Origin of the sequence: Caballeronia sp. SL2Y3, from assembly GCF_022879575.1 — a bacterium.
Lineage (GTDB): Bacteria > Pseudomonadota > Gammaproteobacteria > Burkholderiales > Burkholderiaceae > Caballeronia.
In genome coordinates this window covers 2,489,071-2,508,950 of the sequence record NZ_CP084260.1, presented here as the reverse complement: position 1 = coordinate 2,508,950, position 19,880 = coordinate 2,489,071, and the positions used below count along the sequence as shown (strand labels likewise).

The 19,880-nt window shown below is 65.0% G+C and carries 18 protein-coding genes; 13 read left to right on the top strand and 5 right to left on the bottom strand.

Annotated elements, in window-relative coordinates:
• Window positions 1-4: 4 nt before the first annotated feature.
• The 3 genes from rplQ to dsbD all read left to right on the top strand — a co-directional run bounded on the left by rplQ (window position 5) and on the right by dsbD (window position 2,708).
• Window positions 5-400 (top strand): 50S ribosomal protein L17, encoded by a 396-nt coding sequence (gene rplQ / locus LDZ26_RS11825; protein WP_008344047.1) that lies wholly within the window; start codon window positions 5-7, stop codon window positions 398-400.
• 168 nt (window positions 401-568) lie between these two features.
• Window positions 569-880: a divalent-cation tolerance protein CutA gene (gene cutA, locus LDZ26_RS11820; RefSeq protein WP_244849168.1), complete on the top strand. Its 312-nt coding sequence runs from the start codon at window positions 569-571 to the stop codon at window positions 878-880.
• The gene (dsbD, locus tag LDZ26_RS11815; protein ID WP_244847389.1) at window positions 873-2,708 is read left to right on the top strand and encodes a protein-disulfide reductase DsbD; all 1,836 of its coding nucleotides are present in this window, start codon (window positions 873-875) and stop codon (window positions 2,706-2,708) included. The genes cutA and dsbD overlap by 8 nt, the downstream gene beginning before the upstream one ends.
• A 54-nt stretch (window positions 2,709-2,762) precedes the next feature.
• Here dsbD and hemB read toward each other — a convergent pair whose 3' ends face one another.
• The gene (hemB, locus tag LDZ26_RS11810; protein ID WP_244847388.1) at window positions 2,763-3,761 is read right to left on the bottom strand and encodes a porphobilinogen synthase; all 999 of its coding nucleotides are present in this window, start codon (window positions 3,759-3,761) and stop codon (window positions 2,763-2,765) included.
• A gap of 260 nt (window positions 3,762-4,021) precedes the next feature.
• On the bottom strand, window positions 4,022-4,675 hold the full coding sequence (gene yihA / locus LDZ26_RS11805) for a ribosome biogenesis GTP-binding protein YihA/YsxC (RefSeq protein ID WP_244847387.1): 654 nt from the start codon (window positions 4,673-4,675) through the stop codon (window positions 4,022-4,024).
• Between the two features lie 308 nt (window positions 4,676-4,983).
• On the opposite strand from yihA, the gene LDZ26_RS11800 reads away from it, so the two are divergent.
• From LDZ26_RS11800 to msrQ, 5 genes are all read left to right on the top strand, one after another.
• Window positions 4,984-5,646, top strand: coding sequence for a cytochrome c (locus LDZ26_RS11800; protein WP_244847386.1), 663 nt, complete (start codon window positions 4,984-4,986; stop codon window positions 5,644-5,646).
• 174 nt (window positions 5,647-5,820) lie between these two features.
• Window positions 5,821-8,064, top strand: a complete 2,244-nt coding sequence (locus tag LDZ26_RS11795; RefSeq protein ID WP_244847385.1) for a cytochrome c biogenesis protein ResB — start codon at window positions 5,821-5,823, stop codon at window positions 8,062-8,064.
• Between the two features lie 4 nt (window positions 8,065-8,068).
• Complete coding sequence (gene ccsB, locus LDZ26_RS11790; protein ID WP_244847384.1) at window positions 8,069-9,271, top strand: c-type cytochrome biogenesis protein CcsB; 1,203 nt, start codon at window positions 8,069-8,071, stop codon at window positions 9,269-9,271.
• A gap of 128 nt (window positions 9,272-9,399) precedes the next feature.
• Window positions 9,400-10,389: a protein-methionine-sulfoxide reductase catalytic subunit MsrP gene (gene msrP, locus LDZ26_RS11785; protein ID WP_244847383.1), complete on the top strand. Its 990-nt coding sequence runs from the start codon at window positions 9,400-9,402 to the stop codon at window positions 10,387-10,389.
• A 2-nt stretch (window positions 10,390-10,391) separates the two neighbouring features.
• Complete coding sequence (gene msrQ / locus LDZ26_RS11780) at window positions 10,392-11,060, top strand: protein-methionine-sulfoxide reductase heme-binding subunit MsrQ (RefSeq protein WP_244847382.1); 669 nt, start codon at window positions 10,392-10,394, stop codon at window positions 11,058-11,060.
• A gap of 49 nt (window positions 11,061-11,109) precedes the next feature.
• On the opposite strand, the gene lysA is transcribed toward msrQ, so the two are convergent.
• Both lysA and LDZ26_RS11770 read right to left on the bottom strand, forming a co-directional pair.
• On the bottom strand, window positions 11,110-12,372 hold the full coding sequence (lysA, locus tag LDZ26_RS11775; protein ID WP_244847381.1) for a diaminopimelate decarboxylase: 1,263 nt from the start codon (window positions 12,370-12,372) through the stop codon (window positions 11,110-11,112).
• 45 nt (window positions 12,373-12,417) lie between these two features.
• Window positions 12,418-12,741: a lipoprotein gene (locus tag LDZ26_RS11770; RefSeq protein WP_244847380.1), complete on the bottom strand. Its 324-nt coding sequence runs from the start codon at window positions 12,739-12,741 to the stop codon at window positions 12,418-12,420.
• A gap of 35 nt (window positions 12,742-12,776) precedes the next feature.
• On the opposite strand from LDZ26_RS11770, the gene cyaY reads away from it, so the two are divergent.
• On the top strand, window positions 12,777-13,094 hold the full coding sequence (gene cyaY, locus LDZ26_RS11765) for an iron donor protein CyaY (protein WP_244847379.1): 318 nt from the start codon (window positions 12,777-12,779) through the stop codon (window positions 13,092-13,094).
• A gap of 21 nt (window positions 13,095-13,115) precedes the next feature.
• Here cyaY and LDZ26_RS11760 read toward each other — a convergent pair whose 3' ends face one another.
• Entirely contained in the window at window positions 13,116-15,527 is a 2,412-nt protein-coding gene (locus LDZ26_RS11760) for a penicillin-binding protein 1A (protein WP_244847378.1), read from the bottom strand.
• Between the two features lie 251 nt (window positions 15,528-15,778).
• Between LDZ26_RS11760 and pilM the strand changes: the two genes are divergently transcribed.
• Genes pilM through pilQ form a run of 4 tightly spaced genes read left to right on the top strand, consistent with a single transcriptional unit; the run spans window position 15,779 to window position 19,831 of the window.
• Complete coding sequence (gene pilM, locus LDZ26_RS11755) at window positions 15,779-16,777, top strand: pilus assembly protein PilM (RefSeq protein ID WP_244847377.1); 999 nt, start codon at window positions 15,779-15,781, stop codon at window positions 16,775-16,777.
• On the top strand, window positions 16,774-17,442 hold the full coding sequence (locus LDZ26_RS11750; protein ID WP_244847376.1) for a fimbrial assembly family protein: 669 nt from the start codon (window positions 16,774-16,776) through the stop codon (window positions 17,440-17,442). Before pilM ends, LDZ26_RS11750 begins: the two co-directional genes overlap by 4 nt.
• Window positions 17,439-18,302 carry a hypothetical protein gene (locus tag LDZ26_RS11745; protein WP_244847375.1) on the top strand — a complete coding sequence of 288 codons (864 nt, stop codon included), beginning with the start codon at window positions 17,439-17,441 and terminating at the stop codon, window positions 18,300-18,302. The genes LDZ26_RS11750 and LDZ26_RS11745 overlap by 4 nt, the downstream gene beginning before the upstream one ends.
• Window positions 18,299-19,831, top strand: a complete 1,533-nt coding sequence (gene pilQ / locus LDZ26_RS11740) for a type IV pilus secretin PilQ (protein ID WP_244847374.1) — start codon at window positions 18,299-18,301, stop codon at window positions 19,829-19,831. Before LDZ26_RS11745 ends, pilQ begins: the two co-directional genes overlap by 4 nt.
• Window positions 19,832-19,880 lie beyond the last annotated feature (49 nt).

The window sequence follows — 19,880 nt, the reverse complement described above, 5'->3', positions numbered from 1 at the left end:
GAAAATGCGTCACAAGCATGGTCTGCGGAAACTGAACCGCACGAGCAGCCACCGTCTGGCAATGCTCCGAAATATGTCGAACTCGCTGATCGAGCACGAAGTCATCAAGACGACGCTGCCGAAGGCCAAGGAACTGCGCAAGGTCGTCGAGCCGCTGATCACGCTCGGCAAGAAGCCGTCGCTGGCAAATCGCCGTCTGGCGTTCAACCGCCTGCGCGACCGTGATTCCGTCGCGAAGCTGTTCGACGTGCTCGGCCCGCGCTACGCGAACCGTCCGGGTGGCTACCTGAGCATCCTGAAGTTCGGCTTCCGCGTCGGCGACAACGCCCCGATGGCGCTGGTCCAGTTGATGGATCGCCCGGAAGTCGAAGAAACCGAAGAAGTTCAGGAAGCTGAATAAGTTTCGGTAGCAGTCAGCAAGAAGGCCAAGCTCAGCTTGGCCTTTTTTGTTTCGGGCGGCACTTTTCCGTAGGCCGGTTCTGTAGCGATGCGGCGCAGTCGGCGAATGCTACGATATTGGTCGTTACCTGCTTTCCCGGAGCCGCGAGTGAACGTTCCCGTCGTCCTGATGCTGACCACGCTGCCCGATGCCGAATCGGCGAACGCGCTCGCTCAGGGCATTCTCGAAGCGCGCCTCGCCGCGTGCGTGACCAAGCTCGGCGCGGTCGAGTCGCACTATCACTGGAAGGGCGCGGTGGAGTCGTCGCAGGAAGTGCAGGTGCTGATCAAAACGAGCGTCGCGCGGGTAGATGAGCTTCAGCAGTTCGTCGCGCAGCGGCATCCGTATGAAACGCCCGAGATCCTTGTCTGGCAGGCGGAGGCGTCGTCCGGCTACGGCCAGTGGGTCAACGCAGAAACGCAGCGTCGAATTCATGTTTGAGATTTCTCGATTTTTCTGGCGTCGCGCGTGGGGCGCCTGGCTGTTGCTGGCCGTATTCTGCGGTGCGATGGGCGTGGCGCGCGCTGCCGACGATTTCCTCGACCCGGCTGTGGCGTTCAAGTTCAGCGCGTCCGAGCAGCCGGGCGAAGTCGACGTGCGGTACAAGATCGCGGACGGCTACTACATGTACCGCGAGCGCTTCGCTTTCGCGGTCAAGAGCGGTGAGGCGACCATCGGCGCCGCGCAATTGCCGGCCGGCAAGGTCCACTTCGATCAGACGTTCAACAAGGACGTCGAGACGTATCGAGGCGAGTTGCTGATCCGCATTCCCGTCGCGCAGGCGAAGGGCCCGTTTGAACTGGCTGTGACCTCGCAAGGTTGCGCCGATCAGGGCATCTGTTACCCGCCGATGGAGCGCACGTATCGCGTAAAAGATGCCGCGCTGCAACCGGCGGGCGCTCGGACGCCGGCTCCGTCCGCGACGGATGCATCGCAATCCTTCTTCGAGCGCGCGACGAGCGCTGACTATGCGCAGTCGATGCTCGAAGGCGGCGGATTCTTCGCCGTCGTCGGTCTGTACTTTCTCGCGGGCATGGTGCTGAGTTTGCTGCCGTGCTCGTACCCGATGATTCCGATTCTCTCCGCCATCATCGTCGGCGAAGGCGCGCGCGTGACGCGGGCGCGCGGCTTCGCGCTGTCCGTCTCCTATGTCGTGGGCATGGCGCTCGTGTACACGGCCCTCGGCGTGGCGGCGGCGCTGATCGGCCAGAGTCTCGGCGCGTGGCTCCAGAACCCGTGGGTGCTCGGCGCGTTCGGCGTCTTGCTGACCGCCTTCGCGGTCACGCTGATCTCGGGCGTCGATATTGCGCTGCCCGAGCGGTGGCAGAGCAGCGTGAACGAGGCATCGCAGAAGCGCAGCGGGGGGAAATTCGCCGCGGTCGCCGTCATGGGCGCGTTGTCGGCGCTAGTCGTCGGCGCGTGCATGACCGCGCCGCTTTTCGCGGTGCTGGCGTTCATCGCGCATACGGGCAACGCGCTGCTCGGCGGTGCGGCGCTGTTCGCAATGGGCATCGGTCTTGGCGTGCCGCTGCTGGTCATCGGGCTCGGCGCCGGTTCGATTCTGCCGCGAGCGGGCGCTTGGATGGATGCCGTGAAGGTCTTCTTCGGCGTCATCCTGCTAGCGGCGGCACTGTGGATCGTGTGGCCGGTGATCGGCGGCGTTGCCCGTATGCTGCTCGGCGCGCTGTGGCTCTTGATCGCGGCAGCGTCGCTCGGCGTGTTCGGCGCGGTCACGGCTGGGCCGGCAACCGTGTGGAAGCGCCTCGGGCGCGGGCTCGGCGCGGTATGCGTCATTTGGGCAGCCGCGCTTATCGTCGGTCTCGCGGCAGGCTCGACCGATCCGCTGCGGCCGCTCGCCGTCCTGGCATCGCGCGCCGATCCGACCGCGACTGCCGCCGCGCGGAAGCAAGCGCCGACTTTTGCGCCAGTGCGATCCTCGACGGAACTGGACTCGGCTGTCAAAGCCGCCGCCCGCCCGGCGATGCTGGACTTCTACGCCGACTGGTGCGTCTCCTGCAAGGAGATGGAGAACCTGACCTTCTCCGATGCCCGCGTTCAGGCGCGGCTCGCCCAACTGAACCTGCTGCGCGCCGACGTCACCGCGAACAATGCGGACGATCAGGCGCTGCTGAAGCGTTTCAAGCTCTTCGGGCCGCCGGGCATCATTTTCTTCGACGCAGAGGGCAACGAAGTTTTGCGGGTCGTCGGCTATGAATCGGCGGACACGTTCCTGAAGCGCCTCGACAAGCTCGGGTCTTCGAACGGCTAAAAGCAAAAGGCGATGCCTGAACGCATCGCCCTTTGTTTCGCGTGATCGCGAAGCTTACTTCGACGCGCGCAGAATCCGCGCAGCGTCCAGCGCGAAGTACGTCAGCACGCCGTCCGCGCCCGCGCGCTTGAACGCGAGCAGCGATTCCATCACTGCCTTGTCGTGATCGAGCCAGCCGTTCTGCGTGGCGGCCTTGATCATCGCGTACTCGCCGCTGACCTGATACGCATACGTCGGGAAGCGGAACTCGTCCTTCACGCGCCAGACGATATCGAGATACGGCATGCCGGGCTTGACCATCACCATGTCCGCGCCTTCCTCGATATCCATGCGCACTTCGCGCATGGCTTCGTCCGAGTTCGACGGGTCCATCTGATACGTCATCTTGTTGCCCTTGCCGAGATTGGCGGCCGAACCGACCGCGTCGCGGAACGGGCCGTAGAACGCGGACGCGTACTTCGCGGCATACGCCATGATGCGCGTGTGGATGTGGCCGTCGCTTTCCAGCATTTCGCGGATCGCGCCGATACGCCCGTCCATCATGTCCGACGGCGCGACGATATCCACGCCCGCTTCCGCCTGCGTGCGCGCCTGATCGACGAGGATCTCGCTGGTTTCGTCGTTCTTGACGTAGCCTTCTTCGTCGAGCACGCCGTCCTGACCGTGGCTCGTGTACGGATCGAGCGCGACGTCGGTCAGCACGCCGAGCATCGGGAAGTTCTTCTTCAGTTCGCGCACCGCGCGCGGAATCAGACCATCGGGATTGGTCGCCTCGCGGCCATCGGGCGTCTTGAGCGACGGCTCGATCGCCGGGAAAAGCGAAATCACCGGCACGCCCAGCTCGACGCATTGCTCCGCGACCTTCATCAGCAGATCGACGGACGTGCGCTCGACGCCCGGCATCGACGGCACCGCCTGACGCACGTTCGCGCCTTCGACGATGAACACCGGATAAATGAGGTCGTTGGTGGTGAGAATGTTCTCGCGCATCAGACGGCGCGAGAAGTCATCGCGGCGCATGCGGCGCGGGCGATGATGCGGATAAAAACTCATGACTCGACTCGAATTGACGTGCTTCAGGAGGAGATCCAAAACGTGCGCTGTATGGCTGAAAGCCATGCTGGACAAGCCGGCGAGCGTTTCGGAGGCGTTTTGAGACAATGGTATATCATAGCCAGCGAGCAAGGCGCTCGCGCCGCGCTCCCCGCTTCTCCTCCCTGAGCGGGTGCCTGTCGTTATTCGATAAGGCTGTTCACCCGCCGTCATGCGGCGGGTTTTTTTATCCCGCTCGCAGGTCCGCTGCCACTAGAAGATCACTCGGCTGCGTCTTCGGATGCCGCTTCGGCCGGCAGCAGCCAGCTTTCGATCAGTTCGTGCGCTTCGTCGAGGCCCGTGCGCTTGAGCGCCGAGAACAGCTGCACGCTCAACTCTCCGCGATAACCCGCCGCCTTGTATTCGCCGAACGACTTCTGCGTCGCGCGCAGCGCGTTGGTCATCTCTTGTCGCGTCAATTTGTCGCACTTCGTGAGGAGCGCGTGGATCGGCTTGCCGGTCGGCGCGAACCAGTCGACCATGATGCGGTCGAGCTCCGTCAGCGGACGGCGCGAATCCATCATGAGGATCATGCCGCGCAGTTGCGCGCGGCTCTGAAGGTAACTCGAGAGCAGTTGCTGCCAGTGCGCCTTCGCCGCGCCGGGCACTTCGGCGTAGCCATAGCCGGGCAAGTCGACGAGATGCCCGACCGGCGCGGCTTCCGGCCCGACCGAAAAGTAGTTGATGTGCTGCGTGCGCCCCGGCGTCTTACTGGCGAACGCGAGGCGCTTCTGATTGCAGAGCACGTTGATCGCCGTCGACTTTCCGGCGTTCGAGCGACCCGCGAATGCGATTTCCGGCTGCGGCGTCGGCGGCAGATCGCGCAGGTGATTGACCGTGGTGAAGAAGCGGGCTTGATGGAGCAGAAATGGCATTGGCGGGAGGACAAAAGAGCGCGAAAGAGCGCGAGAGAGAGGCGTCGACTCGAAGCCTAGAGAACCCCGGCGATACTGGGCATGCCCCGACTGGCGTCTTTGCGTGTAGCGGGTTATTGTACAATACGACGGATTTTTAAAGACCCGCGCGGGCGCAAGACCCAGGCTGCAGGCGTCACCCAGCAAGGAGCGAGACAGTTTCAGGGCATCTTTTGAGCCCTTTCGTTCGGGTACTTGCGGCCCTGTCCGGCTGCCGTCGTTTTTTGCAGAACCTAACATTCTCACAAGACGAAAAACAGGGTACGCGAATGAACCGACTGTACAGGTCTCTGGTGGTGCTTCAGGCAGCGGCGGCTCTCGGTGGATTGGCGGTATCGGTTTCAGTGAATGCGGCGGAGGCGGCCAAGCCGGCGAAGCCGGATGCGGCAAGAGGGCAGGCCATCGCGACCCAGGTTTGCGCGGCGTGTCACGCGGCGGACGGCAACAGCGCCGGCGCCGCGTTTCCCAAGCTCGCGGGGCAGCACGCCGACTACATCGTCAAGCAGCTGAAGGATTACAAGACGCAGCCGGGCGCAAAGGGGCCGGCGCGCAACAATCCGATCATGACGGGCATTGCCGGAGCGCTGTCGGATCAGGACATGGTGAACGTGGCGGCGTACTTCGCGTCTCAGCAGACCAAGCCGAACTACGCCCGCGACAAGACCGACGTCGCGCTCGGCCAGAAGATCTATCGCGGCGGGATTGCCGACAAGGGCGTGCCGGCGTGCGCGGCGTGCCACGGCGCGACCGGCATGGGCATTCCGGTGCAGTATCCGCGGCTGTCGTGGCAGTGGGGCGATTACACCGTCGCGCAGCTCAATGCCTTCGCCCAAGGCACGCGCAACAACAGCGAACCGATGCACGCCATCGCGTCGCGCCTGAACGAAGCGGAAATGAAAGCGGTAGCGGATTACGTCGCCGGATTGCATTAAACGCAGCACGAGAGCGTCCAGCGGTTTCCGGCTAAGAGCAAGAACGCGGGGAATCGCCCATACTACGCACGAAGCCGGCCCACAGAGGCAGGCGCGAAAACAAGAAAAGGGTGGGACGTCGGTCGGTCAGACCGCTTACGTCTCCACCCTTTTTTGCTGTCAGCCGGAGTTTGAATGAGCATCACCACATCGGGATTGCAGTCGAAGTCGAGCCGTCGCGCCGTGAAGCATTTCGTCGAGCTCGTGAGTTCGATGCGCTTTGCCATCGCCTTGCTGGTCGTGCTGGCGATCGCGAGCATCATCGGCACCGTGCTGACGCAGGAAGACCCCTATCCCAACTACGTCAACCAGTTCGGCCCGTTCTGGGCGGACACCTTCCGCGGCCTGAGCCTCTACAACGTGTACAGCGCGTGGTGGTTCATGCTGATTCTCGTGTTCCTAGTGATTTCGGTGTCGCTGTGCGTGGTGCGCAATGGCCCGAAGATGATCGCGGATATCAAGAACTGGAAGGATCGCGTGCATGAAGGCAGCCTGCGCGCGTTCCATCACAAGGGCGAGTTCGTGGTCGGCGCGGATCGCGCTCAAACTGCCGCGACGCTCGAACGCCTCAGCACGAAGATGGGCTACCGCTTCGTCCGGCGCGAGACCGACACCGGCGCGACGCTGATCGCCGGCAAGCGCGGAGCGCTCACGAAGCTCGGCTATATCTCGGCGCACCTGGCGATCGTCGTGATCTGCATCGGCGGGCTGCTCGACAGCAATCTGCCGATCAAGCTGCAAATGTGGCTCTTCAACAAGACGCCGGTCGCCACGAACGCGGTCATCAACGACATTCCCGCCGAGCATCGCCTTTCCACGTCGAATCCGACGTTTCGCGGCTACGCGTGGGTGCCGGAAGGGCAGTACGTCGGCACCGCCATTCTGAATCAGCAGGACGGCTCGATCATTCAGGACCTGCCGTTTTCCATTCAGCTCGACAAGTTCATCGTCGATTACTACTCGACCGGCATGCCGAAGCTCTTCGCGAGCGATATCGTCGTGATCGATCACAAGACGGGCAAGCGCATTCCGGCGCGCGTCGAAGTGAACAAGCCGTTCACGTATGACGGCGTGTCGATTTACCAATCGAGCTTTCAGGACGGCGGCTCGAAGCTCGAAATGACCGCCTGGCCGATGACCGGCGGCAGCGCCAAGGCCGCGCCGTTCAACGGGACGATCGGCGGCACCGCGCCCGTCGCGTCGCAATTTGCCGGCGCGCAGGGCGAGACGGTCGAATTCACGGATTTCCGCGCGATCAACGTCGAGAACATGACGGACGGCAGCGGCGCGCCCGACGCGCGCGGCGTCGGCAAGAAGGAAACGCTGCGCGACGCGTTCGACGAGCGCCTGGGTTCCGGCGCGAAGACATCGCGGCCGACTGATCTGCGCAATATCGGCCCGTCGGTGCAGTACAAGGTGCGCGGCACGGACGGCCAGGCGCGCGAATACAGCAACTACATGCTGCCGGTGGATGTCGGCGGTCAGCGAATGTTTCTCGCCGGCATGCGTGTGAGCCCGAACGATCCGTTCCGCTATCTGCGCATTCCCGCCGACGAGCAAGGGTCCGTCAAGCAGTGGATGGACCTGCGGGCCGCGCTGCAAACGCCCGCGACGCGCGCTGCGGCCGCACACCGATTCGCATCGCGCTCGGTGCCGCAAGAAAACGTCGAGTTGCAGAAGCATCTCGAAGAAAGCGCGCTGCGCGTGCTGAATCTGTTCGCTGGCGCGGACGCAAACGGCGCGCCGAGCGCGAATGGTCAGATAAACGGCGGTTTCCAGAGCATCGCCGCGTTCATCGACAAATCCGTGCCGAAGGGCGAGCAGGAAAAAGCCGCCGGCCTTCTGATGCGCATGCTGGAAGGCGCGATGTGGGACGTCTGGCAAATGTCGCGCGAGCAGAACGCTTTGCCCGACGCGAAGGTCGACGAAAAGAGCACGGCGTTCGTTCAGGCGTCGATCAACGCGCTTTCCGACAGCTTTCTGTACGGTTCTCCCGTCTTCCTGCAACTAGATTCGTTCAAGCAGGTGCAAGCCTCGGTATTCCAGTTGACGCGCGCGCCGGGTAAAAAAGTGGTGTATCTTGGCAGCCTTCTGCTGGTCGTCGGCATCTTCTCGATGTTCTATGTCCGTGAACGCCGGCTCTGGTTCTGGCTCAAAGATTCAGGGCAAGGCGGCGCGAGCGTGCTGATGGCCATGTCCACCGCACGCCGGACGCTGGATTTCGAGAAGGAATTCGAGCGCACGCGGGCGTCGGTCGGCGCGGCGCTGGGCGCTTCGCCAATCGACCCGGCCGCGCCACCGACCGCTCAGAATGCGCCGGCGTCCGCCGCGCCGCAATCGCAATCCGAAGCCGCGAGCTCGGAAGTTTCATCACGGTAAGATCATGGACCTCACACAGACTTCCTCCCACGCTTCCGCCAAAACGGAACGTCCGGCATCGAGCCTTCCCGATGTCGCCGTGTTCGACGACCGTCCGTTCTTCCGCAGGCTCGGCGCGCTCGACTGGCTGTTCGCCCTCGCGATGGTCGCGGGCGCGGGTTTCGCGCTCAACCGCTATCACGCGTACATGGACGTGTACGACACGGCCGTGCTGATCGGCGCGGTGCCGACGTTCGTCGTGCTCGGCTGGCGCTGGAAGCCTGTGCGCTTGCTGATCGCGCTGATCGCGGTCATGTCGCTGCTGTCGATTCAGCTTTACCAGCACGATCTGGCGCGCGCCGACACCAATTTCTTCCTCAAGTACTTCCTGTCGAGCCAGTCCGCGATTCTGTGGATGAGCGCGCTCTACATTCTCGCGACGCTGTTCTACTGGATCGGACTCGTCACGCGGTCGCAGACGGGCGGCGCGATCGGTTCCCGCATGACGTGGGTCGCGGTGCTGATGGGCTTCACCGGCTTGATGGTGCGCTGGTACGAGTCGTACATGATCGGCAGCGACGTCGGCCACATTCCCATTTCGAATCTGTACGAAGTCTTCGTGCTGTTCTGTCTGATCACGTCGCTGTTCTACCTCTACTACGAGCAGCATTACGCGACGCGGCAAATGGGCGCGTTCGTGCTGCTCGTGATCAGCGCGGCCGTCGGCTTTCTGATGTGGTACTCGATTGCGCGCGACGCGCAGCAGATTCAGCCGCTCGTTCCCGCGCTGCAAAGCTGGTGGATGAAGATTCACGTGCCGGCGAACTTTATCGGTTACGGCAGCTTCGCGCTTTCCGCGATGGTGTCGGTCGCGTATCTCGCCAAGCAGCGCGGCGTGCTGGCGGACCGCCTGCCGTCGCTCGAAGTGCTCGATGACGTCATGTACAAGTCGATCGCGGTCGGCTTCGCGTTCTTCACCATCGCGACCATTCTCGGCGCGCTCTGGGCGGCGGAAGCGTGGGGCGGCTACTGGAGCTGGGACCCGAAGGAAACGTGGGCGCTCATCGTCTGGCTGAACTACGCGGCGTGGCTGCACATGCGGCTGATGAAGGGCCTGCGCGGCGCGGCGGCGGCGTGGTGGGCGCTGACCGGCCTGATCGTGACGACGTTCGCGTTCCTCGGCGTCAACATGTTCCTGTCGGGCTTGCACAGTTACGGCAAGCTGTGAGCCGGCCGGCATAGAAAAAGGAGAAACCGCCACGCATCGCGCTGGCGGTTTTTTTTCGTTTCGGCGTGGAATACGGGCACTGGTTCTGCTGTTTGCCTGTGTATCGCGAAAGCAAAGGAGTCGGCTCCATGTGGATCAAACGTAATGGCGCGCTGTATGGCGACGACATCCCCAGTCACGAGATCACGCCGCGCGACGTGTTCGAGAACCGCCGCCGCGCGCTGCGCTCGTTGGGCGCGCTCGCGGCAACGGGGCTCGCAGGCGCGAGCGGTCTCGCCCACGCGACGCTGACTTCGCCCGATGCGAAGGGTCAGAAGCTCGCCGCGAAGACCAATTCGAAGTTCGTGGCGCTCGACAAACCGACGCCGCTCAAAGACGTCACCACGTACAACAACTTCTACGAGTTCGGCACCGACAAGGGCGATCCGGCCGAGCACGCGGGCACGTTGCGTCCGCGGCCGTGGAAGGTGTCGGTGGAAGGCGAGATCAAGAATCCGAAGGTCTACGACATCGACGAGATTCTCAAGCTCGCGCCGCTGGAAGAGCGCATCTACCGGCTGCGATGCGTCGAAGGCTGGTCGATGGTCATTCCGTGGATCGGCGTGTCGCTGTCCGAGTTGATCAAGCGCGCGGAGCCGACGGGCAACGCGAAGTACGTGCAGTTCATCACGCTCGCGGACCGTTCGCAGATGCCGGGCCTGTCCACGCCGATCCTCGACTGGCCGTATTCCGAAGGCCTGCGCATGGATGAAGCGATGCATCCGCTCACGCTCCTGACCGTCGGCCTTTACGGCGAAGTGCTGCCGAATCAGAACGGCGCGCCGGTGCGTATCGTGGTGCCGTGGAAGTACGGCTTCAAGAGCGCGAAGTCGCTGGTCAAGATCCGCTTCGTGGAAAAGCAGCCGCCTACGAGCTGGAACACTTACGCGCCGAATGAATACGGCTTCTATTCGAACGTGAATCCGAACGTGGACCACCCGCGCTGGAGTCAGGCGACGGAGCGGCGCATCGGCGAGGACGGATTCTTCACGCCCAAACGCAAGACGCTGATGTTCAACGGCTACGGCGATCAGGTCGCGTCGCTGTATCAGGGCATGGACCTCAAGAAGAACTTCTGACCATGCCGACCGCAACCGATATCAAGACGGCGCAGCCGCGGCCGCGCGCGCAGGCGGGGCCGCGCTGGATCGTGCCCGCGAAGGTCGTCGTGTTCATTGCCGCGCTGTATCCGCTTGCGCGCCTCGTGCTGCTCGGCGTGACGGGCGTGCATGGCGGACTCGGCGCAAACCCGATCGAATTTATCACGCGCTCGACGGGCCTCTGGACGCTCGTGTTCTTGTGCATCACGCTCGCCATCACGCCCGCCCGACGCCTGACCGGCGTGACCGCGCTCGTGCGCTTTCGCCGCATGATCGGGCTGTTTGCGTTCTTTTACGCCGCGCTGCACTTCACGACGTACTTCTGGTTCGACAAGTGGTTCGACGTCGCGGAGATTCTGAAGGACATCGGCAAGCGGCCGTTCATCACGGTCGGCTTTGCGGCGTTCGTGCTGCTGATTCCGCTCGCCGTCACGTCGCCCAAGGCGATGGTGCGCAAGCTCGGCCGACGCTGGCAGACACTGCATCGCGCGATCTATGTCATCGCCGCGCTCGCCATCCTGCATTTCTGGTGGATGAAGGCGGGCAAGCACGATCTGATACTGCCGAAGATCTACGGCGCGATCGTGATTGCGTTGCTCGGCTGGCGTCTGGTCGTGTGGCTGAAGTCGAAAGCCGCGACGCGCGCATGAAAAAAGCGATGCCGCGGCATCGCTTCTTCGGTTCGCATTCGAGCGAGCGTCAGTCCGGCAGGATCGACTCTCCGGCGAACAACTGCCGCACCTCTTCGCGTTGGCGCACGAGGCGGGCGCGCTCGCCGTCCACCATGACTTCGGCGGCGCGCGGGCGCGTGTTGTAGTTCGAGCTCATCACGAAGCCGTACGCGCCGGCCGAGCAGATGGCGAGCAAGTCGCCCGGCTCGACAGCCAGATCGCGATCGCGCCCGAGCCAGTCGCCGCTCTCGCAGACGGGGCCGACCACGTCGTACTTGTGCGCGGGCGCGTCACGCTTCACGACCGGCACGATGCGATGAAACGCCTCGTACATCGCGGGGCGCGCGAGGTCGTTCATGGCGGCATCCACGATGGCGAAGCTCTTCTCTTCCCCCGGCTTCAGATATTCGACGCGCGTGAGCAGCACGCCCGCATTGCCGACGAGCGAGCGCCCCGGCTCGAAATACACTTCGCGCTGACCGTGGCCGCGCTTTTCGATGTGCGCGAGCAGCGCGCGGACGAAATCGCCGATATCGGGCGGCGTCTCGTCATCGTACGCGATGCCCAGACCGCCGCCGACGTCCACATGACGAATGGACATGCCGTCCGACTCGATTTGCTCGACGAGATCGAGCAACTTGTCGAGCGCGTCGAGATACGGGCTGATCTCGGTGATCTGCGAACCGATATGGCAGTCGATGCCGACCACGTCGAGATTCGCCATCGCGTGCGCTTCGCGATACGTCGTGCGCGCGTCGCTGAACGCCACGCCGAACTTGTTCGACTTGAGGCCCGTGGAAATGTACGGATGCGTCTTCGCGTCCACGTCCGGGTTCACGCGCAGCGAAACCGGCGCGCGCTTGCCGAGCGACTTCGCCACTTCGTTGAGCGCGTGCAGCTCGGGAATCGACTCCACGTTGAAGCACTTGACGCCCGCTTCCAGCGCCTCGCGCATTTCCGCCGCCGACTTCCCGACGCCCGAAAACACCGTGTTCTCGGCCTTGCCGCCCGCCGCGAGCACGCGCGCCAGTTCGCCCGACGAGACGATGTCGAAGCCCGCGCCCATGCGCGCGAACACGTTGAGCACCGCGAGATTGCTGTTGGCCTTCACGGCCACATGAACGACTGCGCGCCGTCCGGCGCACGCATCGGCGTAAGCGCGATAGGCGCGCGTCAGCGCATCGCGTGAATAGACGTAGAGCGGCGTGCCGAACTGCTGCGCGAGCGACGCGGCGGAAACGCCTTCGGCGTGCAGCACGCCGTCGACATAATGGAATGCGGAATCACTCATGCGTGCTTGGAATGGAAGATGCGCGGTGCGCGAAGAGCTTGCCGGTCACTCGCCCGACGACGCGGCTTTCGGCGCTGTGGGCGTTGATTTCAGGTCGGTCTCGGGAGCGAGCGAAAGCGGTTCGCCGGACGTGTCGGGCACGTCGCCCGCCGCGTTGGTTCCGGTCTTGCCGGCGCGCGACGCGGTTTCGTCGCTCGGAGTCACGTCGGAAGGCGGCGTATCCTGAAGGTTATCAGGGCGCTGCGGCATGGGAGGAACGACGGGGAGATAAAGCGGGCCGCGTTGCCCGCAACCGCCGAGCGTGAGCGTGGTCGCGGCACAAACGCTGACAGCCGCTACAATCGCGCTCATCCTGAAAACAGCTCGCATGACCGTCCCTGTACATAGAATCGATGGAGTTTAGCATGACAGACCAGGAATACCTGACCTTGGCGGAGGCCGTGCTGACGGCGATCGAGCGGTCCGTCGACGAGGCCGAAGCGGACATCGAATTCGAGCGAAGCGGCAACGTGTTGACGCTCGAATTCGAGAACCGGACGAAGGTGATCGTCAACCTTCAGCCGCCGAAACACGAGATCTGGCTCGCGGCGAAGGCGGGCGGATTCCACTACAAGTACGTCGACGGCCAATGGCGCGATACCCGCGATAACAGCGAGTTTTTCGCGGCGCTCTCGCAGCATTCCACTGCGCAGGCAGGCGAGCCGGTCAGCTTCAAAGCGTGACCGGCGCGGGGCGCGCAAGGCTCATTGCCCCTTGAACAGATTCATGATGTCCTGCTTTTCCTGCTCGCCGACATCCGGCGCGGGCGCGGTCACGCCCGACACGCCGCCTTCCTGCGGCGGCGCCTGACTGACGCCGATGGTCGCGATGAAGCCGTGGCCCGGCGTCATGTCGTCGTAGTACAACTCGCCGCCGAGCGATTTCACATCGGGCGGCATCAACGGCTTGTACTCGGGCACGCCTTGCAGCGCGCGGCTCATGTAGTCCATCCAGACCGGCAGCGCGAGCCCGCCGCCCGTTTCCTTGTCGCCGAGGCTGCGCGGGTTGTCGTAGCCGACCCACGCGATCGCCACGAGCGAACGCTGGTAGCCGGCGAACCAGGCGTCGCGCGAATCGTTCGTCGTGCCGGTCTTGCCGGCCAGATCGCTGCGCTTGAGCTGATTCGTCTTCGCGGCCGTGCCGTGCTGCGCGACGCTTTGCAGCAGGCTGTTCATCACATACGCGTTGCGCGGCGTGATGGCGAGCGGCGCGGACTGCTGCGCGACGAGCGGTTGCGGATGCGACACGACCGCGCCGTACGGATCGGTGATATCGGCGATCAGATACGGATTCACGCGATACCCGCCGTTCGCGAACACCGCGTAGCCCGCCGCCATTTGCAGCGGTGTGACGAGACCCGCGCCGAGCGCCATCGGCAGATAGGCGGGATGGCGGTCGGCGTCGAAGCCGAAGCGCGTGATGTACTGCTGCCCGTACTTCGTGCCGATGGTGTTCAGAATGCGGATCGACACCATGTTCTTCGACTTTTGCAGCGCGGTGCGCATGGTCATCGGGCCGTCGAAGCCGCCGCCGTAGTTCTTCGGCTCCCACGCCTGGCCGCCGGTTTCCGCGGCGCTGAAAAAGAGCGGTCCGTCGTTGATGATCGTCGCCGGCGACAAGCCCTTCTCCAGCGACGCCGAGTAAATGAACGGCTTGAAGCTCGACCCCGGCTGACGCCATGCCTGCGTGACGTGATTGAACTTGTTCTTGTTGAAGTCGAACCCGCCGACGAGTGCGCGAATCGCGCCGTCCTGCGGCACCATCGAAATGAGCGCGCCTTCTACTTGCGGCAGTTGCGTGATGGTCCAGTCGCCGTCGTCGTTCTTCACGAGCCGCACGATGGCGCCCGGACGAATGCGCTGGTTCGGCTGCGCGCGCGGCGAAAGCGCGTTCGCGACGAAGCGCAGATTGCTGCCGCTCACGGTGGCCACGTTGCCGTCGATGAAGCTCGCCTTCACTTCCTTCGTGCTCGCCGCCGTCACCACGGCCGCCACGATCTCGCCGTTGTCCGGGTGCTCGGCGAGCGCGTCGTCGATAGCCTGTTCGCGGTCGTCCGCGTTCGACGGCAGATCGATGAAACCTTCCGGCCCGCGATAGCCGTGACGCCGTTGGTAGTCCATCAACCCTTTGCGCACGGCGCGATACGCGGCGTCCTGATCGGCGGAATCGATCGTCGTCACGACGTTGAGGCCGCGCGTGTACGCTTCCTCGCGATACTGCGCGTACATCATCTGGCGCACCATCTCCGCGACGTATTCGGCGTGCACGCTGAATTCTCGCCCCTGGCCTTTCACGACGAGCGGCTGCTTGGCCGCTTTCTCGTACTCGTCTTCGCTGATGAAGCCGAGTTCGCGCATGCGCTGAAGGATGTACTCCTGGCGCACTTTCGCGCGTTTCGGATTGACGACCGGGTTATACGCCGACGGCGCTTTCGGCAGACCGGCGAGCATGGCGGCTTCCGCGAGCGTGATGTCCTTGAGATCCTTGCCGAAATAGACGCGCGCCGCGCTCGCGAAACCGTAGGCGCGCTGCCCGAGATAGATCTGATTCATATACACCTCGAGAATCTGATCCTTCGTCAACGCGCGCTCGATCTTGTACGCGAGCAGCATTTCATAGATCTTGCGCGTATAGGTCTTTTCGCTCGACAGGAAGAAGTTGCGCGCGACCTGCATGGTGATCGTGCTCGCGCCCTGCGACGCGTGGCCGTTCGTCAGCGCAACGCTGCCGGCGCGCAGGATGCCCGTCAGATCGACGCCGCCGTGGTCATAGAACCGCGCGTCCTCGATGGCCAGCACGGCCTTTTTCAGATGATCGGGCACGTCCCGAATGCGCACCACGCTGCGGCGCTCTTCGCCGAATTCGCCGATCAGCACGTGATCCGCCGTATAGATGCGCAGCGGCACCTTCGGACGATAGTCGGTGAGCGCTTCGAGCGACGGCAGATTCGGCATCGCGACGACGAGCGCATAGCCCAGCACCAGTCCAGCACAGACGATCAGCGCGAAAACGCTGACGAGAAAACCGAGAAACAGCCGCGTGTACCAGGGACGGGGAGCCTTCTTAGGCCGTTCGGGCGGCGTGGCAGGCGGATTGGTCGGGGAAGAGGATTGCATAGCACCACCAAAAACAGTCCCGCGATTATAGCCGTCCGGGTTTCGGGTTTTTCCTAGGGACTCCAGACACCTGACCGATGCGTCGCGCTGGCTTTTCCACTTCCAACAATACCCGCGATAGCCCGGCAAAACATCCTGCCACCGCTCGCGTTAGCCATTCGGCCGAATGTTCGCCGTGCGCCGCCGTCCCGACAATTCCTTCAATGCAAGCGCACGAACGGTTCGGCGCGCGAGTAAGAGAAGGAGTGGTCATGACAAACGAGAACGCCTTGCGCGGCACGATGCTGACGGTCACGCGCCGGTTCGCGGCGGGCATCGACGTGAGCGAGGACGCGGTGCGCATCGCCGTCTTGAGCCGGCGTCTGAAAAGGGACTCGACGGTGTGCGTCGAGCATCTGGATACGGTGCCGCTCGCGCCGGGCGCGGTGGTGGGCAGCGATTTCATCGATCGCGCCGCCGTCGTCGGCGCGCTGCGCGAGGTGGTCGCGCGCCTGCCGCAGAACGGCGCGTGGCGGGCGCTGCGCTGCGCCATGGGATTGCCGGCGTCCGCGACGCACACCACGCGCGTGCCGCTCGCGCGCTTGATCGAAACGCGGCAAGCCGACATGGCGACGCTCGGCGCGGACCCGTGCGGACTATTGGAACCCGCGGTGCTCGCCGAAGCCGAGCGCGTCTCGGGAATCGAGCGCAGCGCGCTGGCGGTCGACTGGTCGGTGCGATCGCGCGAGGGCGGCCCGCCGGACGTCGCCATTTCCGCGACGGCGCGTCAGCACGTCGAAGCACGCGTCGAAACGGCGGCTGCGGCGGGCATCGCGCTGTGCGCCATCGACGGCGAGCCCGCCGCGGCGCTGCGCGCGATGCGCCATTCCGGCAAAACGGAGCTGGGTGCCGAGGCGCGCTATCTGGCTTGCTGGCTCGAAGGCGCGGGCTTGCACGGTTGGCTCGTCAACGCGGGCGAAGTCGAGCGCGACGCGCTCTATCCGGCGCCGGAGTACGGCAGCGCCTGGGACGCGCTGCGCGATCTGGCGGGAGCGGCGCCGCTTGGCGGCATCTTCGTGGGCGGCCAAGAGCATTTGCTGAAACAGGCCGGGCTTTCCCTCGAGGCGTTGACCGAGGTCTTCGGCTGCCCGGCGCTGCCGTTCGAGTCCGCGCCGTATTGCCACGGCGCATCCGAGATCGCGGGCGCGCTGAAACATTCGCCCATCTTCGCGGTGGCCTTCGGGCTCGCGCTGCGCGAGGTGCTGCAATGACGAGCGCCGCGATTGTCGAAGGATTCAACCTGCTTCCTCATCGAGCGCTGAAACGTCGCTCGTTGCGGCGTCAGCGGATCGCGATTCTTGCCGCTGCCGGACTGGCGGGATGCGCGGCGGTCGGCGGCGTCGTCGGCTGGGACGCGTTCGAGCGGGCGCGTCTGGACGAACGGCGCATCGCGCTCGAAGCGACGCTGCGTGCATCGAGCGCGCAAATCGACGAGCACGCCCGCCTGCTGCGCGTCGAAGGCGAACGGCGTCGCGCACGCGAGGCCGCGCAGCCGCTCGCCGCACCGCGCGATCGCTTTCTCGCGCTTCTGGATGCGCTCGCGGACGGGCCGGCTTCGAGCGAAGTCGCGCTGCAACGCGTCTCGCAACGCGCGGAAGAAGTAGAACTGGCCGCGCTCGCACCCGATTCGCAGACGGCGGCGCGCTGGCTCAAGCGTCTGGAAGGGCTGCGCGGCGTGCAATCCGTCGAAGTCGTGGAGATGAAGCGGCGCGCCGAAACGGTGTCGCCCGGCAGGCGCGAAGCCGTCGCCTCGGTTGCGCACGTTGCGCCCGCCGCCGACCGTTACGAGTTCACGGCGCTCGTGCGCTATGCGCCGGCGGCAGGCAAGCCGATACCGGCGAGCACGAAAGCGTCGATCACGAGGAGAATCCGATGAGCACGATCAGCATGAATTTCCCCACGCGGCCGCGCCAGCCGATTCTTCAGCCGCTCGACCAATGGTCGAAACGCAGGACCGCGATCACTGCGGTGGCGCTTGCATTCGTCGTATTCGCGCTGGCTCTGCAAGGCTGGCGGAACGCCGGTTTGAGTCAGCGCGATGCGAGCCGCGCCGCGCTCGCCGCGACGCAGCGCAAGCTGGACGACGCAGGGCGCGTGGCTGCCGAACTGCCCGATCTGCGAACGCGCGTGGCGGCCAGTGCGATGAAACCCGAAAACTGGACCGCCGGCGATGCGCTGCACGCCGTCGCCGCGCTCGCCGCGCAGAATGGCCTGCGCGTGAGCGAGATCGATCCGCAAGCAACGAAAAGCGGCATGCCGAAACCGGCGCCCGCGCCCGCCGAACGCACGCTGACGTTTCGCGCGGAAGGCTCGTTCCCCGAGATCCGACGCTTTCTGGAGGCGCTTTCCGGACTGCCGCGCCTGGTCGTGCCCGAGGCCGTGCACATCCGGCGGCAGGCGGGCGCGCTGACCGTCGACGCGACGCTGCGCATCCATGACACGCTGCCCGCCGTGCCGCTCGCGGAGCCGCCGCGCATGGACGCGTTCATCGTCGATCCGTTCGCAAAGGAGAGCGCCGCCGGTTCCTCGCGAGGCGCGGGCATGCTGCTCGTCGGCACGCTCGTCGGACGACATCGCGCGATGGCGCTCGTGCAGAGCGCCAAGAGCGTCGAGCGTGTCGAGCCGGGCCAGGCGATCGGCGATGAGCGGCTCGCGCGCGTGCAGCCGCGCGTCATCGAACTCGTGAGCGGCGAAGGCGCGCTCCGCACGCTGACCTTCGCGGAGGATGGCAAGTGAGCGCGGCCGTTTCGATCCTCCGCGCGATCGGTGTCGCTGTGCTGGTGATCGCGGGCGCAGTGAGCGCGGCCGAGAGCGGCGATGCGCCTATTGCGCCGTTGCCGCCGCTGCCGGCATCGTTCGATACCTTGCCGACCGACCAGTTCGCCATCGATACGAGCGTGCCTGCCGCGTCGGCGTCGCCCGCGATCGTGCCGTCGCCGCCTGCGGGCACGTCCGCGCAGCCCGCCGCGAGCGCCGACGAGCCGCTCGAAGGCCCGCCCGTGCCGCTGCCGAAGCGGCAACGGTTGAGCGCATCGGATGATGCACGCCCCGCCGCCGACGACGGCAAGCCGATCACGCTCGACCTCAAGAACGCGGACCTGAGCGCCGCGCTGCAGAGCTTTGCGCGCTTCACCGGGCTCAACATCATCGCGAGCGAGAAGGTGCGCGGTCAGGTGTCGATCAATTTGGCCGCGGTGCCGTGGCGGCGCGCGTTCGACACGCTCCTCGACGTCAACGGGCTTGCCATGGAGCAGCACGGCAACGTGATCTGGGTCGCGCCGCTCGCCGAGCTCGCCGCCCGCGAAAAGCTGCGATACGAAGCGCATGCGCGCGCCGCCGATCTCGAACCGCTCGCGAGCCGCACATTCCTGCTGCGCTATCCGCGCGCCGAAGACGTTCGCAAGCTGCTCACTGGCTCCGGCACGCAGCGCGTGCTGTCCAAGCGCGGTTCCGCGATGGCCGATGCCCGCACCAACCTGCTCTTCGTCACCGACCTCGACGCACGCGTGCAGCAGATCGCCGATCTGATCGCCTCGATCGACAAGCCGACGCCGCAAGTCATGATCGAAGCGCGGATCGTCGAGGGCGAGACCGGGTTGTCGCGCAATCTCGGCGTGAAACTGGGCGTTGCGCCGACGGGCGATGCGGCGCGCGGCATCGCGGGCGGCAAGGACGGCGTGGTATACGATCTGTCGGCGCAGCCTCTCAATGGCTTCGACGCGGCGACGGCCGGCCTCACGCTGTTCGCTGCGCAAGCCACGCGGCTGCTGGATATCCAGCTGAGCGCGCTGGAAGCCGAAGGGCGCGGGCAGGTCGTGTCGCGGCCGCGCGTGGTGACGGCGGACCGCGCGAAGGCCATCGTCGAGCAGGGCACGGAGCTGCCGTATCAGGCGAAAGTCGGCAATGGCGTCTCCGGCGTGCAGTTTCGGCGCGCTGCGCTCAAACTGGAGGTCGAGCCGCAGATCACGCCGCACGGTCATGTCGTGCTGGATCTGGATGTGGCGAAGGACAGCGTCGGCGAACAGACCGTGTCCGGGCCCGCCATCAATACGAAGCACGTGCAGACGCGCGTCGAAGTGGAGGACGGCGGCACCGTGGCGATCGGCGGCATCTATTCGGACGATGACCGCGAGGACGTGACTGGCGTGCCGGGGCTGATGAGGCTGCCGCTCATCGGCTGGCTTTTCCGTCACGACGCGCGACGCAGGGCGCACAGCGAGCTCGTCATCCTGATCACGCCGCATGTGATTGCGTCGGACGGATAGGGGCTCGCCGATGGCCGGGTGCGGGGCAAATCGGCGCGGCGGGCGCGAC